The 15,993-nt window shown below is 56.1% G+C and carries 18 protein-coding genes; 13 read left to right on the top strand and 5 right to left on the bottom strand.

Annotated features, from left to right (window positions below):
• Window positions 1-43: 43 nt before the first annotated feature.
• Window positions 44-1,600, bottom strand: coding sequence for an ABC transporter substrate-binding protein (locus GA0071314_RS14865; RefSeq protein WP_074397370.1), 1,557 nt, complete (start codon window positions 1,598-1,600; stop codon window positions 44-46).
• Window positions 1,601-1,812: 212 nt separating this feature from the next.
• On the opposite strand from GA0071314_RS14865, the gene GA0071314_RS14860 reads away from it, so the two are divergent.
• Together GA0071314_RS14860 and GA0071314_RS14855 are read left to right on the top strand one after the other, a co-directional pair.
• The gene (locus tag GA0071314_RS14860; protein ID WP_074397369.1) at window positions 1,813-2,502 is read left to right on the top strand and encodes a GntR family transcriptional regulator; all 690 of its coding nucleotides are present in this window, start codon (window positions 1,813-1,815) and stop codon (window positions 2,500-2,502) included.
• Window positions 2,499-3,536 (top strand): histone deacetylase family protein, encoded by a 1,038-nt coding sequence (locus tag GA0071314_RS14855; RefSeq protein WP_074397368.1) that lies wholly within the window; start codon window positions 2,499-2,501, stop codon window positions 3,534-3,536. Before GA0071314_RS14860 ends, GA0071314_RS14855 begins: the two co-directional genes overlap by 4 nt.
• On the opposite strand, the gene GA0071314_RS14850 is transcribed toward GA0071314_RS14855, so the two are convergent.
• Both GA0071314_RS14850 and GA0071314_RS14845 read right to left on the bottom strand, forming a co-directional pair.
• Window positions 3,533-3,838, bottom strand: coding sequence for a helix-turn-helix domain-containing protein (locus GA0071314_RS14850; protein ID WP_074397367.1), 306 nt, complete (start codon window positions 3,836-3,838; stop codon window positions 3,533-3,535). The two genes, GA0071314_RS14855 and GA0071314_RS14850, sit on opposite strands and share 4 nt — an antisense overlap.
• Window positions 3,831-4,259 carry a type II toxin-antitoxin system RelE/ParE family toxin gene (locus tag GA0071314_RS14845; protein ID WP_442905894.1) on the bottom strand — a complete coding sequence of 143 codons (429 nt, stop codon included), beginning with the start codon at window positions 4,257-4,259 and terminating at the stop codon, window positions 3,831-3,833. Before GA0071314_RS14845 ends, GA0071314_RS14850 begins: the two co-directional genes overlap by 8 nt.
• Before the next feature lie 124 nt (window positions 4,260-4,383).
• Here GA0071314_RS14845 and GA0071314_RS14840 point away from each other — a divergent pair, with 124 nt between their 5' ends.
• The 11 genes from GA0071314_RS14840 (at window position 4,384) to GA0071314_RS14790 (ending at window position 15,307) form a co-directional block, all read left to right on the top strand.
• Entirely contained in the window at window positions 4,384-8,067 is a 3,684-nt protein-coding gene (locus GA0071314_RS14840; RefSeq protein WP_074397365.1) for an ATP-binding protein, read from the top strand.
• A complete protein-coding gene (locus GA0071314_RS14835; protein WP_231896467.1) occupies window positions 8,064-8,705 on the top strand; it encodes a condensin complex protein MksE in 642 nt (213 codons plus the stop codon). Before GA0071314_RS14840 ends, GA0071314_RS14835 begins: the two co-directional genes overlap by 4 nt.
• On the top strand, window positions 8,702-9,946 hold the full coding sequence (locus GA0071314_RS14830) for a hypothetical protein (protein ID WP_074397364.1): 1,245 nt from the start codon (window positions 8,702-8,704) through the stop codon (window positions 9,944-9,946). The genes GA0071314_RS14835 and GA0071314_RS14830 overlap by 4 nt, the downstream gene beginning before the upstream one ends.
• A gap of 14 nt (window positions 9,947-9,960) precedes the next feature.
• Window positions 9,961-10,830: a DUF7281 domain-containing protein gene (locus tag GA0071314_RS14825; RefSeq protein WP_074398550.1), complete on the top strand. Its 870-nt coding sequence runs from the start codon at window positions 9,961-9,963 to the stop codon at window positions 10,828-10,830.
• Window positions 10,831-11,072: 242 nt separating this feature from the next.
• The gene (locus GA0071314_RS14820) at window positions 11,073-11,420 is read left to right on the top strand and encodes a hypothetical protein (RefSeq protein ID WP_074397363.1); all 348 of its coding nucleotides are present in this window, start codon (window positions 11,073-11,075) and stop codon (window positions 11,418-11,420) included.
• A gap of 113 nt (window positions 11,421-11,533) precedes the next feature.
• Window positions 11,534-12,094, top strand: coding sequence for a super-infection exclusion protein B (locus GA0071314_RS14815; RefSeq protein ID WP_082934270.1), 561 nt, complete (start codon window positions 11,534-11,536; stop codon window positions 12,092-12,094).
• A gap of 100 nt (window positions 12,095-12,194) precedes the next feature.
• Complete coding sequence (locus GA0071314_RS14810; protein ID WP_074397362.1) at window positions 12,195-12,719, top strand: hypothetical protein; 525 nt, start codon at window positions 12,195-12,197, stop codon at window positions 12,717-12,719.
• 732 nt (window positions 12,720-13,451) lie between these two features.
• Window positions 13,452-13,724, top strand: coding sequence for a CopG family ribbon-helix-helix protein (locus GA0071314_RS14805; RefSeq protein WP_074397361.1), 273 nt, complete (start codon window positions 13,452-13,454; stop codon window positions 13,722-13,724).
• A complete protein-coding gene (locus GA0071314_RS14800) occupies window positions 13,721-14,002 on the top strand; it encodes a type II toxin-antitoxin system RelE/ParE family toxin (protein WP_074397360.1) in 282 nt (93 codons plus the stop codon). The genes GA0071314_RS14805 and GA0071314_RS14800 overlap by 4 nt, the downstream gene beginning before the upstream one ends.
• 249 nt (window positions 14,003-14,251) lie before the next feature.
• Complete coding sequence (locus tag GA0071314_RS14795) at window positions 14,252-14,596, top strand: nuclear transport factor 2 family protein (protein WP_172822109.1); 345 nt, start codon at window positions 14,252-14,254, stop codon at window positions 14,594-14,596.
• Between the two features lie 90 nt (window positions 14,597-14,686).
• Window positions 14,687-15,307 (top strand): LysE family translocator, encoded by a 621-nt coding sequence (locus GA0071314_RS14790; RefSeq protein ID WP_074397358.1) that lies wholly within the window; start codon window positions 14,687-14,689, stop codon window positions 15,305-15,307.
• A 68-nt stretch (window positions 15,308-15,375) separates the two neighbouring features.
• On the opposite strand, the gene GA0071314_RS14785 is transcribed toward GA0071314_RS14790, so the two are convergent.
• Window positions 15,376-15,693 (bottom strand): CcdB family protein, encoded by a 318-nt coding sequence (locus GA0071314_RS14785; protein WP_074397357.1) that lies wholly within the window; start codon window positions 15,691-15,693, stop codon window positions 15,376-15,378.
• Window positions 15,693-15,938, bottom strand: coding sequence for a type II toxin-antitoxin system CcdA family antitoxin (locus GA0071314_RS14780; protein WP_074397356.1), 246 nt, complete (start codon window positions 15,936-15,938; stop codon window positions 15,693-15,695). The genes GA0071314_RS14785 and GA0071314_RS14780 overlap by 1 nt, the downstream gene beginning before the upstream one ends.
• Window positions 15,939-15,993: the final 55 nt, after the last annotated feature.

Genomic DNA, 15,993 nt, shown 5'->3' with positions numbered 1-15,993 from the left:
TGGAACGCTCAGGCAGCTTTCGCCACCTGAGCGTGGCTTGGGCTTAGCGGTCTAGCCAGGCATCTTTAAAGCCGTCGTTAACACCCACGCCCGACGTCACCAGGTTTTTCACATCGCAGCGGTAAAGCGTGGGAAAGCCGAGCTCCATCAGCCAGCCAACGGGCACGTCTTCATGCAGGATTTCCTGTACTTCGCGGTATAGTTTTTCGCGCTCTTCGTCAGGAAAGGCCGTGGCGGCCTCGTTGAAAAGCTCATCCACGCGTTCGTTTTCGTAACCTTCAACGTTATTCCAGGGTGAGCCCTTTTCAATATTATCGGAAAGGTAGGTGCGTGAAATACCCAAGGCCGGGTCGCCGTACTGGAACAGGTAGGTGAAGGCCAAATCGTAGTCCCAATCCCCAAGACGTTGGTTCCAACCGCCCACATCGGTGGATTCGGTTTTTACGTTAATGCCCACTTCACGAAGGTTTTGCTGCACGGCTTCCGCCCAGCGAGTCCAGGTTTCACCGTAGGGCAGCGGTAAGATAGTGATTTCTTCGTCGTCGTACCCCATCTCGTCGAGCAGTTCGCGGGCACGTTCCGGGTCGTGGTCGTAGGGTTCCAGTTCATCGTTCTGGAAATGCGCATTTGAGCCAAAAGCAGAAAGCGGTACGTTGCCCAAGCCATTCCACAGCACGTCCCGAGCAAATTCTCTGTCCATGGCATACATCACCGCCTGGCGGAAACGTTTATCGGCGGTAGGGCCTTCGCGGTTATTCATCCACAGCATGGCGAACGGGCTAAAGTATTCGTGGCCCTGTTCGGTCATGCAGACATTATCCATCTCGGAAAGACGTGGTATGTCGAAGTTTTCCACAGTGCCGCTGGGCAGCACGTCGACCGTTTCGTTTTCGAAGGCCACGGCGCGGGAGGCACCATCAGGAATAACGTGCCAGTTCACACCGTCCAGGTAGGGCAGGTCCTCTTCGTAGTACTCCTCATTTTTGACCAGCTCAATGACCGTACCGCGCTCCCAGTTGGAGAACTTGAACGGGCCGGTGCCAATGGGGTGGTCATTATGTTCGTTGTCGCGAAACTCGGTATCCGCGTAGAGGTGCTCAGGCACCATGGTGAAAGTGCCCGCCTCGAAAGAGAGTAAAAAGGGGCCGAAAGGGTCACTTAAGGTGAAGACAACGGTATGGTCATCGGTAGCTTCAATGTTTTCTACATGCTTTAACACTGCCCGCGCGCTGGGGTTAAGCTCGCGGTGGAAGACATCGGCGGAAAACACCACGTCCTCGGCAGTAAAATCTTCACCGTCATGCCAGGTAACGTCATCGCGTAAATGAAAAGTGTAGGTGCGGCCATCGTCACTGACTTCCCAGGATTCTGCCAGTTGGGGCTCGGGTTCAAGGTCAGTGGTGTAGCGTAAAAGCCCTTCGTAAATATTGCCGGATACCGTTCGAGTGGGGGCATTTTGGGTCATGCCGAGCACCAAGCCCGATGGCTCTGGCTGAATAATCGTATCGACGGTGCCACCGTGTTTTGGGTCATCGGCCAGGGTAGTTGAGGTAAAAGCGAGTGCTGAAGCGGAGATTGCCAAAGCCAAAGGTGTCTTCATGTTTCCTGCTCCTCAGTTATTAGCACACAGGGATTGCGCAGTCGTTAGGCGAGCAAGGCGTGTGGTAACAGCCCAGTTGTTATGTTTGTTTAGGGGTCTTATTGAACATAGCAGCGCTTTGAAAAACTGTCGACAGTCGGCAATCGTCCGTCGACAAGGCGAGTTTTTTCTTCATACTGGAGAGAATGCGTCACACCCTATGAGTAATTGATATGACCACATCAGCAGTGGCTCCCAGGGCTTTTATCCAGCAGCAAAATCTTGTCGAGCAAGTTGCCGATTACCTGACCCAAGCGATTATCCAGCAACACTTTTTACCAGGTGAACGGCTATCTGAAGTGCAGCTCTCTCGTGAATTGGGCGTCAGCCGAGCGCCGGTTCGCGAGGCCGCTCGCCTGCTGGAAAGCCGCGGTTTGTTGATCTCAAAACCTCGCCGGGGCTTCTTTGTAAGAGCGTTGAAAGCCGTTGAACTCGAAGATGTGTTTGATCTGCGGCTGTGCCTTGAGCGTCATGCAATTCAGCGTTTAGCAGAGCGCTATACGCCTGAGGCCAAACACGCGCTGGAACAGCAAGTAGAGCTGCTCTGTGAGGCAGCGGAAGGAAACGATGGCACCCGTCGGATCGAAGAGGATTTACAGTTTCACCGCTTAATGCTGCACCACGCAGGCAATGAGCGACTGCTGCGCGCGTTTGACGATCTGAGCCATGAACTGCGCTTATGTATTACCTTGATTACCAAGACCCATGAGTCCCCAGACACCATCGCCACCAGCCACTTTAAACTGTTGGAGGCATTGGACAGTGGCCGTCCTGAAGCTTGCCGTGAGGCGATTGATTACCACATCGGCGTTGCCCGCGATTTCGTGGTGAAGGGAGTCGGTGAAACGGGGGATAATGCATGAAAACGTACTTCCACGATGACCAGTCGCTTCACCGGCCGCAAGTCTATTTCTCGCGGGGGAAGATGCGAACGCCCCAGGAAGTGCCTGAACGCACCACCCACCTGCTGGCCGCTGCCCAGAAGCTTGGCTTCGATGTTAAAACGCCTGCCGACTATGGGGTGGCGCCGCTGAGGGCGGTGCATTCGCTGGCCTATCTGCGCTTTCTGCAAAATGCTCATCAGCGTTGGCATGCCCTTGGCGAAGATTGGGGTGAAGAAGTGATCTCCAACATCTTCGTCCGTTCATCTAACGCCCTGCGCGGCATATTGGCGGAAGCCGCGCGCTACCTGGCCGACGGCAGCGCGCCGGTGGGCAAGCATACGTGGCAAGCGGCCTACTGGTCAGCGCAAAGTGCGGTCGCCGGAGCCGAGACGTTGCTTGACGGTGAGCGATTTGCCTATGCGTTATCGCGCCCGCCGGGCCACCACGCAGGCATCGATTCCGCAGGTGGCTTTTGTTTCCTTAATAATGCGGCCATTGCGGCGCAGCACCTTACTTCGCGCTACCCACGGGTCGTCGTGCTGGACCCGGACATGCACCACGGGCAGGGTATTCAGGAAATCTTCTACCTGCGCGACGATGTCATGTATATCTCGATCCACGGTGACACCACCAATTTCTATCCCGCGGTGACGGGCTTCGAAGACGAGCGCGGGCAGGGCGCCGGGCTGGGTTATAACCTCAACCTGCCGATGCCCCACGGATCCAAGGAACCGGTGTTTTTTGACCGTCTCGAACAAGCTTGCCAGGCCATTCGTCTGTATGAGCCGGATGCGATTGTGCTGGCGCTGGGGTTTGATATCTATGAGCGCGACCCCCAGGCCAAGGTGGCGGTCTCTACAGCAGGCTTTGGTCAACTTGGCCGCACAGTAGCGAGTCTGAATTTACCCACACTGGTGGTGCAGGAAGGTGGTTACTACCTGGAAGGGCTGGAAGCCAACGCGGTGAGTTTCTTTGAAGGGCTGCTGGGTGGAGTAGAAAGCCCTAACGATTAAGCCAGTATTTCCAAGCCTTTTTCTGCCACCAGATTCAGCAGCTTCAACGACGGGCCATTAGGTTTCTTCTGCCCTTGTTCCCATTTCTGAACGGTGGAGACGCTGGTATTCAGGTACGCTGCGAACACGCCCTGGCTGGCGTTATTCTTGGTGCGAATCCGCTTGATTTGTATTGCTGTGTACTCTTTTACAGGCGGCAGGCAGAGGGCATCGAACTCACGCAGTGTTGCATCTTTCATCACACCAGCTGTGTGCAGGTCTTGAGCCGTTTCATGCACTACGTCTAAGATTGATTTATCCATCGTTTTCTACCTCAATTAGCGCGCCATGCATGATGGCCTCGTCTATTGCTGTGTCACTATAACCGATCAGTTCTTTCGCTAGGTATTTCAATGCTTTCAGTTCATCAGCGCTGATATTAGCGCGAGCGTTTTTGGAAAAACCATAAACAAAGAACGCTCTATTATTGATCTTGTAAGCTAACAACGTTCTGCCCCCGCCACTCTTGCCTCGGCCACCCATTGCCACGCGCTTTTTCACCACATGACCGCCCAGGTCGGCATCAATCAGGCCACGCTCCATTTCATCAACTGCGGCCAGCAAGTCAGCATCGTCTAACCCTTCCTTTGCTGCCCATTTGCTGAACGCCTTATTTTTAAATATTCGCATCTTATTCCCTTGTGCGTATCCCTTTTTATAGCACTGGGTGCTATATTTTGCCATCCTTTACTCAGCCATTCTAACTGTCGCGCTTCGTCAACCCGATAGCCGCTCTGATCAGTGTCTGGCAAGATAGTCCCTTTCAGCGATCAGTAAACGATCCGGTTAGTCATCGAAAGGACACGGCATGGCCCACCTGCTACGCATCGTGATGATTCACGGCCACCTGGAAGGGGTGGTCGAACTGAGTGTGGATGGCCACACTAATATTTGCGGCACCAACGCCTCGGGTAAAACCACGCTGCAGCGCCTGGTACCGGTGTTTTATGGCGAGCTACCCAATAAAGTCGTCCCCAAAACGCGCATGAAGTTCGATGCCTTTTACCTGCCCCACCGCAACAGTTATCTGGTCTACGAATACCGCCGCGAAGCGGGCAATATCTGCCAGGTGGTGCTGACCCGCAAATCCGAAGGCGGGGTAGAGTATCGCTTTGTCGCCGCGCCTTACCGGCCAGAAGATTATCTGGTGGAGGGGGAAGACGGCGCCGTGGCGCTGGAATACGCCCAGTGGGCCAACGGCCTGCGGCGGGAGAACATCAGCGTATCGTCCAAGCTCACGGCCACCTCCGAATACCGCGCGGTGATCCAGAACGACTTTACCCCCACGCCCGGCATCATGCCCCACGGCAATCGTAAGGATGCCCTCAAGCTGCGCCAGATGGCCGCGCAGTTTAGCCTGGTCAAGCCCGAGCATCGCATTCGCCACATCGAAAAGCTGGTCTCAGCGGTGCATGCCAAAGAGGGCAAGATGGATACCCTCAAGACCATGCTAGCGGCGATTTTCGAAGAGGACGGCGTCGAGCTGCCGGTGACGCGCATTCGCAGTGCCAAGGCGCGGGAGTGGATTGACCAGATGCGCCAATCCATGCGCCTGGAGCCGCTGCAGCGCTCGCTTGCCAAGCTGCACGACGTTGACCGCGAGCTGGCGGATGTGGAGGCCGCACTGTGGCAGCTGAAACCGCAGTTGGAAGCCGACCGCCACCACGTCGAGCGCACCCTGGCCGATGCCGAAGCCGATATGAATACGCGCCAAGAGGCATTCGACGCCGAGAAAAACGCCTACGAGGCGGCCCGGGATGAGCTGAACGAGCAGCTCAGCGAGCTGGAAAGCGGTCTCAAGCAAACCCAGCGCGACCTGAGCGACCTGCAGGACCAGTATGAAGCTTATGAGGCGGCAGACATGCCCGCCCTTGAGCGCGACCTCAACGCGTTGCCCCAAAAACGCGAGCAGTTCGAGCAACTGAAAAGCCACCTGACTGCCCTGCAAGAGGCCGTGCAGGCAAGCCAGGCCCGCAAGGAAGAGCGGCTGCGCGAGCTGGGCGAAGCGCTGGCCCGCCAAAGCGAAGAGATTCAGGGGCTGGTCGACGCCCTGGCTGAAGAAAAAGCCGCGCACCAGGAAGCCCACTGGGAGGCCCAGCGCCATCTCGATGCCCGCTACCAGACCCAGCGTGAAGAGACAGAAGCCGGTTTTCAGGCACGCCTCAACCAGGGGGTTGAACGGCTGGCAGCGCTGAAAGCCGCGCTTAGCCACAGCGGCCCCACGGCGGAGGAAAGCGAAGAGGCCGCGCTAGTGCAGGCGCGGATCGACCAGGCGCAAAGCGACCACAACGCCGCCAGTAGCCAGCGGGAAAGCCAGCGCCGCGAGCTAGATAGCCTGAAGCGCGAACGCGATAGCGCCGAACAGGCCCACGCGGATGCACGCCGGACGCTGACCCGCGCCCAGCAAACCAGCCAGGCGCTGCACCGCCAGCGCGACCCCGCCCAAGGCTCGCTGCGCCATTTCCTGCGCTACCACCTGCCCGAATGGGAGCAGCGGCTGGGCAAGGTGATCGCCCCCGAGCTGCTGGAGCGCCGTGACCTTTCGCCCGCCTTGACCGAGCAACCCAGCGACGACCTTTATGGCCTGGTGCTGGATACCCACCTGATCGAGCCGCCGGACTACGCCCAGGATGAAGCCAGCCTGCTGGCCGCCATTGAAGCGGCGGACGACGCCGTGGTGCGCGCCGAGGCCGAGCTTGCCAACAGCGAAAAGCAGCTCAAACGGCATAACGAGCGCGTCCAGGCCGCCGATGAAGCGCTAAGCCAGGCCCAGTTGGCGGTGAAGCGCGCCGATGAAGAAGTCGAGTACGCCCAGGAGGCCCGTCGCCAGTGCCAGGCGCGCCATGCCGAGGCGCAGCGTCAGCGCAAGGCCGACCACGAAGCCGCCCTAGAGGAACAACAAGCGCAGCAGCAAGCCCTGCGCGACGAACGCCAGACTGCGCTGGACAAGCTAAACGCCGCCCAACAGGCCGAACTGCTGGAGCTAAAAGCCGATGCGCAAAGCCAGCTGGAGTCCATCGACCGGCAGATTCAGCAGTACAAGACCCAGCTCACCGAGCAGAAAGCCGAGCACAAGCGCCAGTGCGAAGAGCTGGAAGAGGCGTTCGACCAGGAATTGAAAGCCCAGGGCGTCGATCCGGAAAAACTGCGGGATACCCGCGCCCGGCTGCAGCAATTGGACGAGCACATCCGTCACACCGCCGCCCGTCAGGACGAGCTGGACGCCTACAAGCGCTTTATGCGCGTAAGCTGGGGGCAGCGCAAACCGGAGCTGGTCGAGCAGGAGGGGCGTTTAAGCCGTGAGATAGACGCCGCCCAGCGACAGCGCGAAGAACACCAGCAGGCCTTCAAAGCCACCAAGGCCGCCCACCAGCAGCACGTCGCCGCGTTTGAAACCAAGCGCCGCGAAAGCCACGAGGTGCTCAACGACCTCAAGCCGCTGCTCAAGCAGCTTGATGAACTCACCCTGACCTCGGACGCCACGCCCCAGCAGGAGGCTCCCGGCGATGTCGCCGAACGGCTGGCGCGCACCCGTCAGGCACTCTCGCGCCGGGCCCAGGAGCGCGATACGCTGCGCAAAGGCTGCCAGGAAGCGGAGAGCCAACTGATCAAAGGGGCCAGCACCAGCTTTGTCGATGCGCTGGAAAGCGAGCGCGCCCGGCTGGCCGACCCCGACGACCCGCGAGCGCTGCTGCCGCTGCTCGGCGGCATGGTCAAACTGCTGGAAGACCAGCAGCAACAGCTGATTCAGCAGGGGCGCAATCTCAGCGACGATCTGGACAAGTTCTTCACCGTGTTTCGCGACCTCAATCGCCGCATCAGCGCCCAGAGCAAGCGCCTCTCCGATGAAGTGGCCGACGACCTGCGCCTGGATGGCATCAGCAAGGCCGAGGTGCGCATCCAGTCGACCATTGACGAACTCGGTTTCTGGGAGCCGCTCAAGCTGTTTGCCCAGCGCTACAAGGCCTGGCGCGACTCCGAGCAGACCCTGCCCAGCGACGACTACTTGAACGCCCTGGCGGACGTGGTCGATTTGCTGCGCAGCGACCAGCAATACAGCTTTGAAAGCCTGCTGCGCCTGGAGCTGCACCTCAACGAAGGCGGCACCGACCTGATCATCAAGAACGACCGCCAACTGCTCGAATCGTCCAGCCACGGCATGGCGTATCTGATTCTGTGCAAGTTCCTGCTCGCCTTTACCCGCCTGCTGCGCGGCCGGGCGGCAATCGCCATTCACTGGCCCATTGATGAGATCGGCACGCTGGCCTACCACAACGTCGAAAAGCTGTTTGACGCCTGCGACAGCAACCAGATTCATATTGTCGGCGCCTTCCCCAACCCGGAATCCGACGTGCTGCTGCTGTTCCACAACCGCTACCTGATCGACCGCGACGCCGACGACCCCGCCAAACGACGGCTAAAACGCATCGAGCCCCGCCAAAGCCGCCTGGCCGAGCGGCTCAAAGCCCGCCATGAGGAGGTGCCGGTATGAGCGATATGAGTCTTCTACCCCATGGCCCGCTGCTGGAACGGCTGCTGGCGGGCGAGTTTATCTGCGCGGTGAGCGACGAAAGCGCCTTCAAGCGCCTGCAGGATGACGCCACGCGCGAGGCCATCGACAGCTACCTGCGCCCGCTCAACCGCCGCGTGGCCAGCAGCCAGGAGGAAGGCGTGTATTTTCTCGCCTGGCGTCAGCTGGATGACAGCGCGCGGGACCAGCTCGCCCGCCAACTGGGCGACACCGTCAACAGTCTGCTGCCGCTGCTGGAATGGCTACAGCTGGTGCAGGAAGCCCTGGGCCGCGACAGCGTGCTGTCCCCCGGTGATGTGCTCAAACCCGGCGAGCTGCAGGCCAAAAGCGAAGACAACCCCAGCCTGCGGGAACGCATTGAGCGCCTGGCCACCGACAGCTTCTTCGGCTCCCAAAGCGACCAGCTGGACGCCCAGGTCAAGCAGGTGTTCAAGCGGTTAAGAGAGCACGGCTACCTGCTGCAACCCCACGCCGACCGTCAGGTGTTTCTGGTCACCGGCAAGGTCGACTACCTGCTCGAACTGGTGCGCTTTATTCGCGACGAAGAGCACCTGCCGGTGGACGACGAGGGCGAGGATACTCAGGAGGCGCTGCTGTGAACGACGCGGAAACGCCAGGGCTGGAAAGTCGCCTGATCACCACCGGGGTGGAGCGCCTGGCCCTGCTGGGCCGCCACGCCGAGGCGTTGATGCAGGGCTACGCCAACGATCAAGTGCCCCTGGAAGGGCTGAGCCACACCGCGCTGCGCAAGCTTTTAAGCGCGCGTATTGTCTGGCGGCCCGACGAGCAGGGCGGTCTCAAGCTGACCCCCAAGGTCCGCGAACTGATCGCCGAAATGGTGTCCGATGAAGCCCGGCGCCACGTCAACGCCGATGTGGCTGAGGCGCTGGAGCTGATCCGCAGCCTGATCCAGAGCTATCGCGATTCCAGCAGCCGCGGCGACTACTGGCAGCAGGAGCAGCAACTGTTGCGCCTGCGCCAGGCGGTGGATGACATGAACGGCCGCTTTGCCGACGCTATCGACAGCCTGTGGCAGCGGCTCAACAGCGATTTCGGCTTTGTCAGCCAGCTCAACGACAAGGTGCGCGAAAACGACCGCGCGCAAAAGCAGGTGGTCCGCCTGCTCGACGGGCTGGCGCTGATCGACTTTGACGAGTTGATCGAACTGGTGGGCAGCGACGGTACGCTGCGCAAGGTGTTGATCAGTCAGCTGCAACAGCAACTCAGCCAGCACTACACCAGCCTGCGTGAGGTGCAGCACCGCCTGATCGAGTTGATGGCGCGTTTTCGCCGCATGCAGGCACGCAGCCGCCTGGTTTCAGGCATGGCCGCCTTCCTGCGCGAACACCCAGGCTTCACCCCCGGCAACTACGCCCGCCGCAGCGAGGTGCCCGCGCTGTTCAACCACGCCGCCCCCCTCACCGCCGCCGGGGCCGTCGCGCTGGACCGCGCCCAGGACATGCCCACCCTCAGCGCGCTGCTGGAAAATGTGCCCACGCCGTTACGTGCCGCCCAGTCGGTCACCGCGGCACGCCCGGCGGAACACGTCGAAGACATGCTCATCGCCGCCCGCCAGCAGGCGCTCAAGGATGACGTCGAAACCTTCTACCTCAACGTGGTGGACCGCGCCGAGCAAGCCTCCATCAGCGCCCTGGACTACCTCAACCAAAGCGAGCTGCAATGGCCTCCAGAAATCTGGCTGTTTCAGGTCATCGCCGAGCACCAGGGCCTGCCGCATAGCGAGCAGCGCGCGTTTCATCTTCATCAGCAGGAAGAGCGGGCGAGCGCCTACAACGATGTGAAGCTGATCCGCGACGTTTCGTTAGGCCTGGCGGTGTAACGATGGATGACCAGATGCTCACTGCCCAGGCTTACAAAAAATTGAGCGAAATCGAGCGTCAGCTGCGCAAGCAGTCGTGGATCGACAAGAAGCGCTGCCAGCAATGGATCGCAACCTTCATCCACTGGTGCGATGCGCAGCATATTGAGCTTGGCCCCAGAATTAGCCACCAATCCCTGCGCTTTGACCGTGCCCTTATTCAGCAGGTAAACGAAGCACTTGAAAGCCAACGACTGGTCACCATTGAGCAATGGCAAAGCGGCTTGACCAGTGCTGAGCAAGCGGAGCAGGGCGTCAATGAAGATAAAACCAACCGCCAAGGCCCACGCGCCCAGCGGGTGCTGGTTAACATTCCCGCCAGTCCCCCCGCCTGGCTCTCGGCCCAGCCGCGCTCAATGCACGATGTCGACTGGCGAGAGATAAACCTTGAGCAGTGCGACGTGCTTATCCAGGTTGAAAACCTGGACAGCTTTTATGCCTTTTCACCGCCAATCCCCGCGCTAAGCGACTACGCAAACCCTCTGGTCGTCTACCGCGGCGATAGCCACTACGGCGGCGGCTTCAAGCAAATCGCCAGCGCCTGGAAGGCCACCCAAAAGCCGCACCTCTACGCCGGTGACTTCGATATAAGAGGCATTGGTATCGCGCTTTCCAGCGGCGCCTCGCACCTATTACTCCCGCCGCTCGCATGGCTCACCGAGCAGGCCACCCCCTTCCACGACCCCGCAAAACAACTCGAACACCGCCCACGCCTGCAACACCACCGCGACCAACTACCTGCCACACATCCGCTACAGCCGTATCTAACGCTGCTACTCGATCAGCAGAGCGGGCTAAGGCAGCAGTGGTTGGGTGAACGGTTGGAGCGTGTGGCGCTGGTGTGAAGGAGCCCCGTCGACCTAATACGCAGGGCCGGATGATGTGGTTGCGGTCCAGTATGATTGAAACGAGCAAAACGAGAAGGCACGCGAATTTTGGCTATGTTGCCAAAATTGGCTTTGCTTTCAGAAGAATCAGTGAGGTAGAGTCAACATAGTGGGCTGCAAAATCCCAATGAATGTGCTGTCGCGTTTATTGAGGTTTTGCTGCCTTCCGTATAATCACTGTTAGAAGGGCAGAAAGCATCATGCCAACCACCGAACATCAACGAGTTCTTGAGGCAGCCGCCAACCAGACTCTTCCTGATGAAATCAATGAATCCAGTGATTATCCGGTTTCAGTCGTGAAGGAGTTGGTCGAGTCCGGGTATTTAGATGCGGCGGATGCGTGCTCGGATGATGGCGATGCCTACCTTGAGCCTCGTATTACTCTGCCCGGTCGTGAGTACTTGGAATCATTCAAGGTTAAGAATGAATCCGGCGTGGATAGAAGTACCTCTCTGTGGAGGGTCGCAAAGCCTATTCTTGCTTGGATGTTTGGTATCGTGGGCGCCGTGATTGGTGGTCTCACCCTATATTACCTAGTGGGCAGGTGATCATGCCTTCTAACCAGTCATTCAAGTTCGTTCCCGGCCTGGCGGCCGTCCACCGGACGCCCTTTCCGTTGCACTCCAAGGGCGCCGCTTAATATTGGCGTTAAGTGTCTAATATGATCGAAGCATTCAGCGGGCTTTTGAGCTCGATAAAACAAACAAGTCCAGTGATTTTTACTGGCTTGGCTATAGCTTCCGGCATCGTGCTATTTGGCAGTGGGGAGCTAATTGAAACTATCGGGTTGAATGAATTTCGAGATGCCAATACGCCATATATCGGAGGTTGCTTCGTTCTGTCGCTCTCTATTGTTTTTGCTCAATCAATTACCGGGTTGTTGAGTTTCTCCAAAGCACAGGTTGTGAAGTGGCAAAAGTCGAGGAAGTCCAGAAAACTAATGGAGCTTAGAAAAGCCGATTTGGTAAACCTAACACCAAACGAAAAGGCTTATCTTGCTCCTTATATTTTCGGCGAGGAAACTACTCAATATTTTCTGATGGAGGATGGTATTAAAGGCAGCTTAGAAGCAAGAAATATATTGTACCGAGCTAGCAATATGGGTGATATGGTTAATGGCTGGGCTTACAACATTCAGCCATGGGCGCGAGACCATTTGCGGAATAACCCTCATCTTCTAGAGGGTTTTACTCCCAACATGCAGAGGTACAATCGGTGGTGATTACACTTAACAATCGGCTGCAAGCGAAAATTTCTCCGCTGCTTTACAGCTCCAAAATTGCACTTGAGCACGGGCGTTATGTGTAAAATTCGGGAGAACTATGGATATTCGAGAATCTACCAAAACTGCGACAGCCTTGGCTAAAAGCGGAGACTATGATGGCGCTATATCGCTATTGCAATCTATTATCCCGAAAATGGCAAAAACTGGCGGGTTTTCTGGTGGCCTATATACAAAGATAATCCCCTATTTTCAGAAAGCAGGGCGTTATAAGGAGGGGGTTGAGTACGCAGAGAGGACACTAATCCCGGCCTTTAGAGATGACTGCAAAAAGACATTTGGCCACAAGTGTAAAGAAATTCAGGAAGCATTTCAGAACCTAGGTGTTTCGTCTGTCTATGAAAAGTTAAAGCTTTGTGCTAAACGAGAAAAGTCGCCCGATGATGAGTCTCTTTTTGAAAGATATGCTAAAGACTTTCATTCGCAGTATGAAAAGCTCCTTGAAGCAGGCGAGCTCATTGAGCTGCAAAAAGAATATGAGCAAGCTATAGATCTTTTCGGCAAGAATCCTAAATCTTGGCCCGACTCCGTAAGGAATCGCCTTGCTCGTTTTATCAACACATAACCAGTCGCATCACTACGCCGCCGTAAGCGGCGGCGGGACGCTCGTAAACTCGCGCCCGTGTGCTTTGCGTTAGTAGCTACGAGGTATAGATGAACTCATCCGCTAGAGACAAAAGTCACAGAGGTAATTCGAGTCAGTTCTTTGTGGCAGGTGAGCTGTGTCGCCGAGGTTATGCGGCAGTAGTAACTCTTGGAAACACTCCGAATACTGATGTGCTCTGTAGCAACAGGGACGGTACAAAGTTCGTTCATATTCAAGTGAAAACATTCGTACCTAGTAACAAGACATGCAGCGTGGGAAAGAAAGCCGAACGAGTGTATGGCTCGCGGTTCTTCTGGATAATTGCTGGAATACCTACGCCCGGTTCCTCAGATCCATTTCGGTATTACATAGTTCCCTGTAATGAAATGGCCCTTAACGTAGCCGAACGGCACCGAACGTGGCTGTCTACTCCTGGGAAGAAGGGGCAGCAAAGAAAAGATAGCTTAGTTCGTGCAGTAGCAGTCCAACAGGGTGCAGCACCCTATTTCTGGAACATTTCTCAATACGAGGGACGATGGGATCTAATAGACGATGTGCTACGCGACTAACAGTACGTTTCAGTCCGTGCGGCCGGAGGACCGCACCGGATGTAGCAGAGCTGCATCGCTGAACATAGGGCGTTAAATTTTTGCCGCACCCTCAGTGACTATGCTGTAATACGTTGTAGTCGCCAAATTTGGGGGTATAGCCATGAGTGTCACCACAGTTCGCCTTCAAGCAGACGTTGAACAGCATCTGGAAGCCATCGCCAGCAGGCTGCACAGGAGCAAAGGCTGGGTGATTAACCAGGCGCTTGCGGAATACATAGAAAAGCAGCAGCTCGAGCAAGAGCGGTGGAGGCAAACGTTAGAGGCAATGGAGTCTGCCGCCCAGGGCAAGGTTGTTGATGCTAGCGAGGTTCACAACTGGCTTAAGAGCTGGGGAACCGAAAACGAGCAGGATGCCCCGGGGTCAGGTAAGTGAAACTGGTTTACACGGACGAAGCCATTGGTGATTTGATACGTCTTCGGGAGTTTATTGCAGTGCATAATCCGACGGCGGCAGCCAGGATAGCTTCAGAGCTGGTTGGCAAAATCGAATTACTTCCAGACTCCTTCAACATGGGCACACCCGTTGAAATGGCACCGGTGCCTGACTCTGTTCGAAATATGGTTTTCGGAAAATACGTCATTCGATATTCAATTCATGCCAGTGCCATCATTATTCTCCGGATTTGGCCTGGCCTTGAGGGTGAGCGATAGCAATTTAACCAAATGCGGCACTTGGACGCCCTTGTCTACGCTTCGTTGCATCAAGGCCACCGATGCGCTCTGCGTTACCACCTCAGGTCGCCGGCTGTCGTTTACATCATCCGCAAGCCAAGCCTTGATCAGCGATTGATAGGGCACGCTACAAACCATAAATAATGACTTGTGTCGTTTGCATTTTGATCAAACGGCCTGTACGGCTATTACCCTCATCGAGCTAATAAAAGTTAAATGGAATCAGAAATGGACGTTTTCAAAGAAATTGAATCTTTAGAAATGGAGTTGGTTGATCCTGGCACCCGAAAGGATGCTGCTCGTCTGCAGGAGTTACTCTCTGATGAGTTTCTTGAGTTCGGTAGCTCTGGAGTGGTTATCCATAAGAGGGACGTACTAGACAACGCCAATACTCCGAGCACAACCACCTATCAGCTCAGTGGTTTCAAGTTCAAATCATTGGGAAATGAGCACATTTTGGTTACGTATCGGTCGATAAAATCAGCTCGGGAAATAGCCTATCGAAGCTCTGTGTGGGTAAAGCAAGATGGTCGCTGGCAAATGCTGCATCACCAATCTACCGTAGTGACTTGAGCCGTTTAACAAGCGCCATCATGCGGAGCAACTGTTCGCTAGCGCTCCAAATTGCCCGGTGCTGCGGGCGTTTAAAAAGGGGAATTAGCTGTGTCGCTAATGACTATCTTATTATTCATACCAGCGTGCTTTGCTCTGAACATGGCGCCTGGGCCCAATAATCTGCTGTCAATGGCTAACGCGAAGCGGTACGGCGTCAGAACTGCTTGCTATGCTGGTATCGGTCGGCTGGTTGCCTTCGTGGGCATGATTACGCTTGCGGCGACGGGGCTTGCCACCGTGCTGTACACATCTGAAAAGTTATTTCTCATCATAAAGGTTGTCGGAGGCCTTTATCTGCTTTGGATTGCTTTTCAATTGTGGACTGCAGACCCTTCTGACAATGAAAATGAAGCCCTTGGAGGTAGAAGCTTGCTCCAATTGGGGAGGCAAGAGTTTCTTCTGGCGGCCGGTAACCCTAAGGCTATTTTGATTTTTACCGCTTTCCTGCCTCAGTTTGTCGACCCTGCCGGTTCTGTCGGATTTCAGTTCCTGGTGCTAGGTATCCTGTTTTTGGTGCTTGAATGGATAGCGATAGCCGGGTATGCATTTGTTGGGCAAGTATTGCGTCATTGGTTCTCTCGACCTTCGATGCGTCGTGTGTTCAACCGGGTTTGCGCGGGCCTGCTGGGTAGCGCTGGTATTGGGCTTTTGCTAGCGCGTCGTGAATGAGCTAGCAAAGCAATTATTTGTTCTCTGCGGTCGCCGGACGCTCGTTCCTAACGCCGTTATTGCGGGCGTTAAATGCCAGTGATGGCCATGTCCAAGGCGCCAACAATCTGGTCTCTGAAATGCGATAAAGAACCCACCGGGTTTTTGAGATGCTTTTCAGAAACAGAGGAAATTTGTGGGGTCAACAATAGAAGCTCCTGGTCTGCAAAGCTGATTTCTGGCGTGAGCCCTTGCATGGCGTTGCCACCCAATGCGGAGCGTTTCCCCAAAGGGATGACGATGCGAGTTGTCAGTTCGCTCAGTAGGCTGCTCTGAATATCGACAAGGTAAGGGTAGTACGCTCTGCTGGTCTTGCTGGGGTTAGGGTAAACATCGAACTGTGCCATCAAAACTCCCTGAATTCGTCACCGAAGCAGCCATGCTGCTCTACAAATTCGTTGTAGCTTGTGATCGCAGCTCGATTTTCTTCAACCCACTGGGAAGCCTCGCATTTTGCCAACTCTTCTCTCAATGCTCGTTCTAGTGTGGCAGAGAGGTTAATGTTCAAAGCGCGAGATTTTTGAAGCAAGTCGCTGTTAACTGACAAATTAGCGGCTTTTTTCGGTGCTGCGGTGTTATATAGCGCGGCCATTGCAGCCCCCTGTGACTGTCATAAGCGTATAAATAGCATATGCGCATGGCAGTGC

The sequence above is a fragment of the Halomonas sp. HL-93 genome (assembly GCF_900086985.1).
Taxonomy (GTDB): Bacteria; Pseudomonadota; Gammaproteobacteria; order Pseudomonadales; family Halomonadaceae; genus Vreelandella.
This window is presented reverse-complemented; position numbering and strand designations above follow the sequence as displayed.